This window comes from Streptomyces sp. NPDC033270, from assembly GCF_055576575.1.
The window spans coordinates 183,375-194,431 of the sequence record NZ_JBVIRA010000015.1 but is presented as its reverse complement, the minus strand read 5'-3'; the positions used below and the strand labels follow the sequence as shown (position 1 = coordinate 194,431).

Sequence of the window (11,057 nt, the reverse complement as noted above, 5' to 3'; positions counted from 1 at the left end):
GTGGGGGGGGTCTGAGGGCTGGTGTTCCGCCTCCTCTTGATTTCTGTCGCCATGCCGCGGAAAGCGGAAAGGGGGCGGGGGCGGTGTCGGCCAATCCGGGCCGACACCGCCCTCACCCCCGGCGCCGTGTGCGCAGCAGGCTCAGTCGCGGCAGTCGCCGACTTACTTGCCGAGCTCCTGGTCGAGGTTCTCGAAGGAGTCCGCCGCCTTCTCCAGGTACTGGGCCAGGCCGTCGAGACCCTCGTTGGTCTTCGACATGCCCTGCTTGAACTCGTCGAAGTCGTGGCCGAACTTCTTCGAGGCCGACCGGGTGACGAAGCCGCTCTCGAGCAGGCCGTCGATGTAGGACTTCAGGTCGTGAAGCTTCTCCTCGATGCGCTCCTTCTCGCGGTTCATCTTCTTCGCGGCGGCCCGCATGTCCTCATATGTGACATCAAGGTCCTTGGCCATGACGCTCCCCTTCCCTCCGTTTGACGACCGCGAGGTTCCCCCTCCCGGCATATACGCGTGGCGCACACCCGAGTTGGGCGCACGCCGTTGGGCACCTTAGTCGCTAACCCGCACAGGCGCATAAGTGCAGGCGTCGTGTCCCTTTTAACTCTCCTAAATCGGGACGTTGTTGGGACATATCGAGGGTGCGCGGCAGAGTTGGCGGGAGGATATTCTCGATCTCGTAGAGCGGTATTTCGAGGAGGAGTTAAGTGTGCGTTTGAAGCTGACTGTCGTTGACCCCTATACGAACGCCAGCAAAGACCTCGTCCTCGACGTCGACCCCGAGGCCCGAATCGATGCCGTCGCACGGGAGTTGGCGGTCCGGGTGCGGGGCGGGGTCGCGCCCGGGCAGTCCGGGCCTGTGCTCTACGTCGACAACTACCCAGTGGACCCCCAGCACACCGTCACCAGCTCTCCGCTGCGCGACGGCGCGGTGGTGAGCCTGGACGACCCCTCCGGCTCGCTGCCCGGCGAGCAGTCCGGTGTCATCGAGATCCGGGTGGCCGGCGGGCCCGACGCCGGTGCCGTGTACCGGTTCGGCATCGGCCGGTACGACATAGGCTCCGGCCAGGGCTGCCAACTGATCGTCGATGACCCGGAGTTGCCCCAGCGCGCGCTGACGCTCTACGTGGTCGCCCCGGACGACCTCCGCCTGACCGTGCACGCCGGTCTGCAGCCGGCTGGGCAGCAAGGCGGCCCGCCCGGCGCGGCGCCCGAGAGCAAGGGGCCCGAGTTCGAGGTACGGGTCGACGGCGAGCCGCTCGAAGGGCAGCAGCTGCGCGTCGGCGCCCAGCTCACCATCGGCAACACCCTGCTCGACGTGGCCCCTTACACGCCCCCGGACGCGGCCCTGAAGTGGTCCGACGACGGCTCCGGGCTCGACTACAACCGCCCGCCGCGGCTGCGCCCGCCGGAGCGCGTCACCAAGTTCCGTCTGCCGGCGCCCCCGAAGGAGTTCGAGGCCCGCCCGCTGCCCTGGCTGATGGCGCTGTCCCCGCTCGTCATGGCCGTCACCATGGCGTTCGCGATGGGGCGTACGACGTACCTGGCGATCGCGCTCTTCAGCCCGCTGATCATGCTCGGCAACTACTTCTGGGACAAGAAGCACGGCCGCAAGTCCCACGCCAAGCAGGTCCAGGAGTACGAGGAGCACAAGGCCCGGATCGAGCGCGACGCGCAGGAGGCGCTGGTCCTGGAGCGCGGCGACCGCAACCTCGACCACCCGGACCCCGGCACCATCTGGGCCAACGCCACCGGCCCCCGTACCCGTCTGTGGGAACGCCGCCGCAGCGACGCCGACCATCTGCTGCTGCGGGTGGGCACCGGCCGGCTGCCCTCCGCCGTCGTCCTCGACGACCCCGAGCAGGACGACCACCGCCGCCAGGTCACCTGGGACATCGCCGACACCCCCGTCGCCCTGCACCTGGGCCGGCTCGGAGTGATCGGATTCGCGGGTCCCGACGACACCGCGCGCAGCCTGGCGCGATGGACGGTGACGCAGGCGGCCGCCCTGCACAGCCCGCTGGACGTGCAGTTCTACGTGCTCACCGAGGCGCACGCGCAAGGCAGTTGGGACTGGGTCCGCTGGCTGCCGCATGCCCGTCCCAGGGCGCAGGACGCCAACGTCCTCATCGGGAACGACGCCGAGACCGTCGGCGCCCGTATCGGTGAACTCACCCAGATCCTCGAGGCCCGGCAGAAGGCGGCCCAGGAGAACCGCGGTCAGGCGGGCTTCGCCGACCCCGACATCGTCGTCGTCTGGGACGGCACCCGCCGACTGCGCTCGATGCCCGGCGTCGTACGGCTGCTCCAGGAAGGCCCGGCCGTATCGATGTACGCGATCTGCCTGGACGGGGAGGAGCGCTTCCTGCCGGGCGAGTGCAAGGGCATCGTGATCGCGGAGCCGCGCAATTCCCGGCACGCCGCGCACGAGAAGCAGGCCGGTGGCGGCGCGACCGACGCCATGGAGGTGCTGCGGCGGGCCGCCGAGGAGGAGCGGCGCATGAAGGCGGCCGAGGCCGGCACGTCGCGCCGCAAGAAGAAGCGGAACAAGTCGTCCGCGGCCGCCTCGCCGGAGATGACCAACACCGCCGCGGTGATGCTCGCCTTCAACAACCAGGGCGGCGCCCCCGGGCCCGCGACGCCGACCGCCGGGGAGCAGTTCGACCCCTCCGTGCTGCGGCTGCGCGTGCAGCAGGAGGGCAGCGCCAAGGTCCTGGGCGTACGGCCGGACTTCGTCTCGCCGGACTGGTGCGCCCGGGTGGCCCGGTCCCTCGCCCCGCTGCGCGACATCAGCGGCGAGGCGACGGACAGCGCGCTGCCGGACGCCAGCCGGCTCCTCGACGTCATCGGGATGGAGCCGCCGACGGCCGGCGCGGTGGTCGGCCGCTGGCAGACCGGCGGGCAGTCCACGCTGGCGATGGTCGGCGAGTCGTACGACGGTCCCTTCGGCATCGACATCCGCAAGGACGGGCCGCACGGCCTCATCGCGGGTACGACGGGTTCCGGCAAGTCGGAGCTGCTGCAGACGATCGTCGCCGCGCTCGCGGTGGCGAACACGCCGGAGAACATGACCTTCGTGCTCGTCGACTACAAGGGCGGCAGCGCGTTCAAGGACTGCGTCCACCTGCCGCACACCGTCGGCATGGTCACCGACCTCGACGCCCACCTCGTCGAGCGCGCCCTTGAGTCGCTCGGCGCCGAGCTGCACCGCCGTGAGCACATCCTGGCCCAGGTCGGCGCGAAGGACATCGAGGACTACCAGGACCTGGTGCGTCGTCATCCGGGTATGGCGCCGCTGCCCCGACTGCTCCTCGTCATCGACGAGTTCGCGTCCATGGTCCGCGACATGCCGGACTTCGTCACCGGCCTGGTCAACATCGCCCAGCGAGGCCGCTCCCTCGGCATCCACCTGATGCTGGCCACCCAGCGGCCGTCCGGCGTGGTCTCGCCGGAGATCCGGGCCAACACCAACCTCCGGATCGCCCTGCGGGTCACCGACGGCGGCGAGTCGACGGACGTCATCGACTCGCCCGAGGCCGGCAACATCTCCAAGAACAACCCGGGCCGCGCCTACGTGCGCACCGGCGCGGCCTCCCTCATCCCCTTCCAGTCCGGCCGCGTCGGCGGCCGCCGCCCCGGCACCGTGGACCCGATGGCCCTCGCCCCGTGGTCCGGGGAGCTGGACTGGGCCGGCCTGGGCCGCCAGGCGCTGGCGAAGCCCGCGGCCGCCAAGAGCGAGGAAGAGGAGATCACGGACCTGAAGGTCCTGGTCGACGCCATCCGGGAGGCCAACGCCCATCTGCGGATCCCGCAGCAGCACAGCCCGTGGCTGCCGGCCCTCGCGGAGACCGTGCTGCCGGAGGACCTGCCGTCCGTGCAGGGCCAGGGCGCGCTGCCCCCGGCGCCGTACGGCATCGAGGACCTGCCGGCGAGCCAGTCCCGCCGCGCGGCCGCGATCGACCTCGCCACCTTCGGCCACCTGCTCATCGCGGGTGCGCCGCGCAGCGGCCGCTCCCAGGTGCTGCGGACGATCGCGGGCTCCCTGGCCCGCACCCTCTCCTGCGCCGACGTCCACCTGTACGGCATCGACTGCGGCAACGGCGCACTGAACGCGCTGACCAAGCTGCCGCACTGCGGCGCGGTGGTGGGCCGCAACCAGAGCGAGCGGGCCACCCGCCTGGTCCGCCGCCTTTCGGCGGAGGCGAGCAGGCGGCAGGAGCTGCTGGCGCAGTACGGCTTCGCGGACATCGGCGAGCAGCGCGCCGGGGCGCCGCAGGGCCAGCAGCTGCCGCACATCGTGCTGCTGCTCGACCGCTGGGAGGGCTGGGTCTCGTCCCTGGGCGAGCTGGAACACGGCGAGCTGACCGACGAGTTGCTCACCCTGATGCGCGAGGGCGCGAGCGTCGGCATCCACCTGGTGATCACGGGCGACCGGCAGCTCCTCACCGGCCGGATCTCCTCGTTGACGGAGGACAAGCTCGCCCTGCGCCTTTCGGACCGTACCGACTTCTCGATGCTCGGCCTCAACAGCCGCAAGGTGCCCGAGGAGATCGCGCCCGGCCGCGCGTTCCGTAACGAGACGGGTACGGAGATCCAGTTCGCGCTGCTGAGCGAGGACGCCACCGGGCAGGGCCAGAACGCGGCGATCGTGGCCATCGGAGAGGGGGCGGCCCACCGGGACGCGGCAGTGCCGCGGGCACTGCGGCCGTTCCGGGTGGACTCGCTGCCCAGCCGCATCACCTTCAACCAGGCCTGGCAGTACGCCGACCCGGCGGCGTCCGCCTCGCGACTGTGGGGCCTGGTGGGCGTCGGCGGTGACGACCTGACGGCCTTCGGCCCCGACCTGGCACAGGGCCTGCCGGGCTTCGTGATCGCGGGCCCGGCGAAGTCGGGTCGCTCGACCGTGCTGATGAACCTGGCGGCCACATATGTGGGCCGCCGCGGCGCCCGCCTGGTCGTCGCGGCCCCGCGGACCTCTCCGTTGCGCCAACTCAAGGGCCAGAAGGACGTGTTGGCGGTCTTCACGGGCAGCGACATCGAGGAGGACGAGCTGAAGGAGGCCGTGGCCACGGCGTCCTTGGAGCGTCCGATCGTGGTCCTGATCGACGACGGCGAGCTCCTTGAGGACTGCGATGCGGAGGACGAGTTCAAGAGGCTGATCGCGACCGGCGCCGACCGCGGCATCGGCATCGTCATCGCCGGCGACGAGGACGACGTCTGCTCGGGCTTCAGCGGCTGGCAGGTCGACCTGAAGAAGTCCAAGCGGGGCCTGTTGCTGTCCCCGCAGGACTCGTCGAGCGGCGAACTGATCGGCGTACGCCTGAGCCGGAGCGCGGTGGGCGGCCCGGTGACCCCGGGCAAGGGCCTGCTGCACCTGGGGAACGGGGAGGCGTTCACGGTGGCCGTGCCGGCGGGCTGAGGACGCTCGATCGAGTTTTACGCCTGTCGGCCCGCAGGTGCACGGGCCGACAGGCGGTCTCATACAGGATCAACCAAGGGGGAGGTCGGGCGCATTGAGCGACCTGCGAGTTTCTTACGACGAGCTGTTGGAGATCAAGAAGAACTTCGCCAGGCTCAACCGCGAGTTCAATTCGTGCGGGGCCAACCAGGACGCCATGGCGGACGCCTACGGAAATGGCAACATCATCGGGGCCATGCAGGAGTTCGTCGACAACTGGGATGACCACCGGAAAGAACTTGTGCAGCAGATGGAGGACGCCGAAAAGCGGGTCAAGGAAGTCATCAAGAAGTTCAAAGAAGCCGACAGCGAGAAGGGGGAGTAAGGAATCGTGGGTAAGCGTCCGGCCGATTGGTCCCCTATCGCCGAGAGTGACCCGACTCCCGGTGACCCCTACGAGATTCGGGAAGAAGCCCGGCGGTTCGACAACATCGCAGAGACCATCAGGGAACAGTCACGGGCCCTTCGTGCGGTCGGTAAGTCCGAGAACCTCAAGGGCAAGTACAAGGAGAAGCTCACCGAGGGCTCGGAGGATCTCGCGGGAAAGCTCAGCAAGGTCGAGGGCCGGTACGAGAAGGTCGCCGGCCTGCTCCGGGAATGGGCGAAGGAGCTGGAATACGCCCAGGGGGAGACCCTGAAGGCTCGCAGTCAGGCGCAGCAGGACGAGAAGGACGAGGACGCGGTGGAGGCGGCCAAGTCCCGTATGGACAAGGCCATCGATCACTATCTGACGTTCGGCGCGAAAATCGGCGGCCAGATCGAGGACGCGCTCGATGACGATATCGAGGACGACCTCTGGGATGACACGGTCGGTTGGGTGAAGGAGCATTCCGAGGGATTCAAGCTGTTCCTCGACATCCTCGGCTGGATCGGGACGGCACTCGCCATCGTGTCGATGTTCATCCCCGGACTGAACATCCTGGTCGGGATCGGCCTCGCGATCGGCCTCGCGGTGGTCGCCGGTCGAATGACGCTGGTGGCCGCTGGAAAGGCAAGCTGGATGGACGTGGCGTTCGACTGCATCGGTCTGGTCACGTTCGCCGGCGGGGCGCTCGCGGCGAAGGGGCTGAAGGCAGCGGGTTCGACCGCGCGTACCGCGGCCACCGCGAGCCGCACCACGCGTCTCAAGGATGGACTTTCCGCCACCAAGGGCATGCGCAACCAACTCCAGAACGCACTCGCCAACGCCGGGGACGACGCCTCGAGGACGGCCATCAGGTCGGAGATGAACACTCTGCGGAAGCTGCTGTCCCGCGACGCCGGAAAGGTCGCGGACGACACTGCCCATATCGGGAAGTGGGGCAAGTTCATCAACCAGGGCGACGACAGCGGCATCGGAATTCTCCAGGGAATCCGAGCGAATGCTGCCGCGCACGGGGATGCCGTGTCATCAGCGGCCGTCCACGGTGGGCATGCGGCATACGGCACCGCGCTCGGCATGCAGTGGACCGGTTTGGCCGCGGACGTCGGCGACAAGGCTCTTGGCGACAATGACACGTTGAATGCCGTGGGCGAGCAGACCGGCGGCTGGCAGAAGCCCAGTTGGGACGCCTACAACGATTTCAAGGGCGACACCTGGAAGGTGCCTGCCACGTCGGCCTGGTAATCGGCTCCCTTTGAGATGCGAGGAATGAACACCTTGGAAATCCCTAAGATGGCGGTCGACGGCTATACACTCCTGATGCCGCCGGGATGGGACCGCATCCCACTGAGATCGAAGTCCGAGACGCAGGACGCGATCAAGGGGATAGTGGATCACGCTGTCAAATACCTGGACCCGGCGACCCCCAAGGACAAGGTGACGCAAGCCCGGCTTGAGTTGCACAACCGGCTCAACCGGGCCGTCGCCGACGCCAGGCGCCGGAACGGTGTCGACGTCTACCTCCCCGTGCAGCCGATCCACGGATTTGTCGCGCCCGCGTCGTTCCTGGTCTCCAAGGTCTTCCCGGGTTTCGCCGCGCAGACATCGCCGAGCGAGATCATGAGCCATCTGACCAAGGACTTCGGGCCGTCGGAGGACATTGAGCTGGACGACGTGCCCGGCGTTCGTTGTCAGCGTTCCGTCCCCGCCGACCCGAAGGAGGAAGACTCGGTACCCAGCCGGCAGGTCAACTACGTGGTACCGGTGCCGGATTCCGAGGAGGTGAGCGAATGGCTCATCGTTTCGTTCACCACACTCACGCCTGAGGGGACCCCGCAGGACTTTCTAGAAATCCTCACCGAACTGTTCGACGCCGTCATGACCACCTTCCGCTGGAGCACAGCATGAGCATTCCGTACGCACTCGACTTCACCGAGGAACCGGCCCCGGAAGCATGGCTGGCCGTCCCCATCCTTGAGGGGAGGGGCGCTGACCGGCAGCGGCGGAAGTGGGCGAAGAAGTGCGCCGAGCTGCGATGGGAGCTTGAGCCCGAGGGGCCTCGTGACAAGTCCCAGGTGAAGGATCTGGCGCGCATGCTTGAGGGCTTCTCCGAGCAGTTTCCGCAGAAGATCCCTATGCACTACATGTTCGCGTACGCTCCGGATCTGCGCAGGCACCTCGTGCCGTTCTTCTTCTACGCGGCCAGTTCGGAGGGGCCGGTGGAGGAGCTTCTGGACGGGCTGGTGCAGCGCAACGAGCCCGGTGCCGCGCAGGATCCCCAGATCGTCGATTTCACCACCGACAACCTCGGCAAGGGGCGGCGCTCCGTTCGCCACTTCGTGCCGAAGGGCGGCGAAGCTCTCTGCATGTCGGTCAACTACGGATGGCGCGTCGACTCTTACGGCATCGACCTGTCCATGCGCACCGTCAGTGACGACCTCGGCTGGGTGTCCGCGAATGTCGACGCGTTCGACGCATTCGCTCGCAGCCTGAAGGTGGTGCACCCGAACGACATCACAGTCGATTGATGACGAGAGGGTGAGACCCAAGGCGTGGGACGATCGCGGCGTTTCGGCTCGCGTGTTGACAGCTTCGGAGTGTCGAAGATTGTCCACGCAGCTTGTATCTGAACGATAGGCGACGCACAGGAAGTAAGGGTAATAAATGACGCGCGACGAAGGCGGGTTCGCCGTCGGCGAGGGGCTTGCTTCCGAGAAGCAAGCCCGGGCAGGCCGATCAGTATTTCTGCGATGGCTGTTGTTCTACCTCGTGTGCTTGGCCGGAATCATCGGGCTCACGTGGTTGGCACCTGCGGTCCCGCTGGATCCGTGGATCAGGGGTGCGGTTCCCGTGGTGGGATGGTTCCTCTTGCCGATGGCATCGTTCATGGTGCCGATATTCGGGATTCGGCGTGTTCCGCACATGCAGCGGAAGTTGGCGTGGCAGCTTGTGCTGCCACTTGTCACCGGCTCCGTGCTGGCATTTGTGGCACAAGCGTCGGGTGAGGATGCGGCGTTGAAGGATCGCGGCCGTTGGGCCAACGCCAAGGTCGTGGCGGTAGAGAATGACAATTCCAACAAGACCCGTCAGTGTACGTTGCAGAAGCTGAATGGGCAGGAGATAAAGCCGGATCTCAAGGAGAGCCATGGCTGCGAGGACGGCGTTGAGAGGGGTGAGGTGTTGCGGGTTCGGTACGACCCCGTGGGGGTGGCCGGCCCGGAAGACGAGTCCTGGGAGCCGGGGGCCAATGTAGGCGTGATCGCCGGTCTGGCGACGCTCTTTGTGGCGTTCGGTATGTGGGGCTGTATGCGGATGTCCCGGGGCGAGCGCGAGTAGCCGCCGCACCGTGGCAGGTCTATGGGGGTCAGGCCTTGCGGGCGACGCCGGCGTAGAGCGGGGGGCCGGTGTAGCCCCAGGCGGCCGTTGCGGGGCCGGTGTGGTCCGGTCGCCATCGCTGGGCCACCTCGACGCCCGGCTCGACCAGCTCCAGGCCGTCGAAGAACCGCAGGACCTCGTTCCTGCTGCGGGCATGGGGGTGGGGCACCGTGGTCCGGAGGGTTCCCGGGACCCTCTCCAGGGCGGCGGGCGCGAAGCCGTCCGTGACGTAGGTCAGGGCCAGGAAACTGCCGGAGGGGAGCGCACGCAGCAGCCGGCGGACGATGGCGTACGGATCGCGCCGGGCCGGCAGCCAGTGCAGTACGGCGATGAGGGTCAGTGCGACGGGCCGCCCCAGATCGAGGGTCTCCCGTAACCGCCGGTTCTGGAGGAGCTCGTCCGGATAGCACAGGTCCGCCTGGATGTAGGCGGTCCGGCCGTCGGGGTGGCTGGTGTGCAGGGCGCGCGAGTGCGCCAGCACGATGGGGTCGTTGTCGGCGTAGACGATCCGTGACCGTGGGGCGATGGCCTGGACGACCTCATGGAGGGTGGGGGAGGTCGGGATGCCCGTTCCCAGGTCGAGGAACTGCCGGACTCCGGCCTCGGCGGTCAGATACCGGGCCGCCCGCCGCATGAAGGCCCGGTTCTGCCGGGCGATCACGGAGGCGTTCGGCAGGGCGGCGAGCGTCTGCTCGGCCGCGGCGCGGTCGGCGGGGTAGTTGGTGGTGCCGCCGAGGAGCACGTCGTACACGCGGGCCGCGTGCGGCCTGTCCGGATGGAGTTCGACCGGCGGCTCGGGGCGGGCCGTCATCCAGTCCTCCGGCTTCGGCATGCCCGGCACTCCCTCCCCGCCCGATGTGCGGCGGTTCCCGACGTGGCTGTCACCGTAGCGCGTTGACCGGCGGCTGCACGTGGACCGTGTGAGGGGTGTGGTGCGTGTCTGGTGGCGGGGTGCGTCGTTCTTTTCATAAAAGCCCATCTCCCCACCTCCCTAAGGAGTTTTGATGCGACGAGTCCTCACCGCAGCCGCTACCGCCGCAGCCGCCCTGACGCTGGGGTCGGCCGGTGCCGCCCAGGCCGTCGAGGTGCCGAAGGCTCCCGACCTGGGCGGCGCGAGCGCCGTCGACCCCGGTGAGCTCGGTGGTTCGGCGAGCGGGGCCGCGCAGACGGTCGCGCCGCTGGCCGGCGATGTCGCCGGATCGGCCGGTGACGTCCTGGGGGAGACGACGAAGACTGCCACGGCGGGCGGGGCGCTGATGGGTGGGCTGCCGACCAAGGCGCTGCCGACCAAGGGTCTGCCGGCCAAGGGTCTGCCGCTGTCGACCGCCGGGCTGTCCACCGACCAGCTGCCCACCGGTGGACTGCCGACGGACCAGCTGCCCACCGGGGGAGCGTCCACGGACCAGCTGCCGACCAGTGGTCTGTCGACGGACCAGCTGCCCACTGGCGGACTCTCCACGGACAAGCTCCCGACCAAGGGACTGCCGCTGTCGACGGACAAGCTCCCCACCAAGGACCTGCCGCTGTCCACGGACAAGCTTCCGACCAAGGACCTTCCGGTGTCCACGGACCAGGTTCAGGCTCCGGCCAAGGCTCTGCCCCTGGCGTGACGCGTCCTGCCGGGTGCTCTCCGGGCCCGCAGGCCGTCGGCCCCGCCCCGCCCCTCTTCGAGGGGGTGGGGCGGGGCCGTTTTGTCGCCGCTTCCGAGAAGAGGTATCAGTCGCCCCAATGCCACCCCCGCCTGAAATACGGCTCAAAACCCCTCAGTGGTGTGGGTGTGATGCATCCTCCACATGGGTAACACGCCTTCTTCGTAAGGGTGATGGGGGTGGTGTGCTGCACCCCTGGTGCGCCCCTGATGTCCATCCG

Annotated in this window: 9 protein-coding genes; 7 read left to right on the top strand and 2 right to left on the bottom strand. The window is 68.4% G+C overall.

Annotation, left to right across the window (positions count from 1 at the left end):
- Positions 1 to 162: 162 nt before the first annotated feature.
- Positions 163 to 450, bottom strand: a complete 288-nt coding sequence (locus ACZ5XZ_RS22005; protein WP_399149869.1) for a WXG100 family type VII secretion target — start codon at positions 448 to 450, stop codon at positions 163 to 165.
- Between the two features lie 253 nt (positions 451 to 703).
- Between ACZ5XZ_RS22005 and ACZ5XZ_RS22000 the strand changes: the two genes are divergently transcribed.
- The 6 genes from ACZ5XZ_RS22000 (at position 704) to ACZ5XZ_RS21975 (ending at position 9,149) form a co-directional block, all read left to right on the top strand.
- A complete protein-coding gene (locus ACZ5XZ_RS22000; RefSeq protein ID WP_468980525.1) occupies positions 704 to 5,413 on the top strand; it encodes an FtsK/SpoIIIE domain-containing protein in 4,710 nt (1,569 codons plus the stop codon).
- A gap of 94 nt (positions 5,414 to 5,507) precedes the next feature.
- Positions 5,508 to 5,777 carry a hypothetical protein gene (locus tag ACZ5XZ_RS21995; RefSeq protein WP_468980523.1) on the top strand — a complete coding sequence of 90 codons (270 nt, stop codon included), beginning with the start codon at positions 5,508 to 5,510 and terminating at the stop codon, positions 5,775 to 5,777.
- Between the two features lie 6 nt (positions 5,778 to 5,783).
- The gene (locus ACZ5XZ_RS21990; protein WP_468980521.1) at positions 5,784 to 7,058 is read left to right on the top strand and encodes a hypothetical protein; all 1,275 of its coding nucleotides are present in this window, start codon (positions 5,784 to 5,786) and stop codon (positions 7,056 to 7,058) included.
- 24 nt (positions 7,059 to 7,082) lie between these two features.
- The gene (locus ACZ5XZ_RS21985; protein WP_468980520.1) at positions 7,083 to 7,721 is read left to right on the top strand and encodes a hypothetical protein; all 639 of its coding nucleotides are present in this window, start codon (positions 7,083 to 7,085) and stop codon (positions 7,719 to 7,721) included.
- Positions 7,718 to 8,341: a hypothetical protein gene (locus ACZ5XZ_RS21980; protein ID WP_468980517.1), complete on the top strand. Its 624-nt coding sequence runs from the start codon at positions 7,718 to 7,720 to the stop codon at positions 8,339 to 8,341. Before ACZ5XZ_RS21985 ends, ACZ5XZ_RS21980 begins: the two co-directional genes overlap by 4 nt.
- A gap of 136 nt (positions 8,342 to 8,477) precedes the next feature.
- On the top strand, positions 8,478 to 9,149 hold the full coding sequence (locus ACZ5XZ_RS21975) for a hypothetical protein (RefSeq protein WP_468980516.1): 672 nt from the start codon (positions 8,478 to 8,480) through the stop codon (positions 9,147 to 9,149).
- A 28-nt stretch (positions 9,150 to 9,177) separates the two neighbouring features.
- On the opposite strand, the gene ACZ5XZ_RS21970 is transcribed toward ACZ5XZ_RS21975, so the two are convergent.
- The gene (locus ACZ5XZ_RS21970; RefSeq protein ID WP_468980515.1) at positions 9,178 to 10,020 is read right to left on the bottom strand and encodes an SAM-dependent methyltransferase; all 843 of its coding nucleotides are present in this window, start codon (positions 10,018 to 10,020) and stop codon (positions 9,178 to 9,180) included.
- A gap of 172 nt (positions 10,021 to 10,192) precedes the next feature.
- Between ACZ5XZ_RS21970 and ACZ5XZ_RS21965 the strand changes: the two genes are divergently transcribed.
- Positions 10,193 to 10,798, top strand: a complete 606-nt coding sequence (locus tag ACZ5XZ_RS21965; RefSeq protein WP_468980513.1) for an ATP-binding protein — start codon at positions 10,193 to 10,195, stop codon at positions 10,796 to 10,798.
- The last annotated feature ends 259 nt before the right edge of the window (positions 10,799 to 11,057 follow it).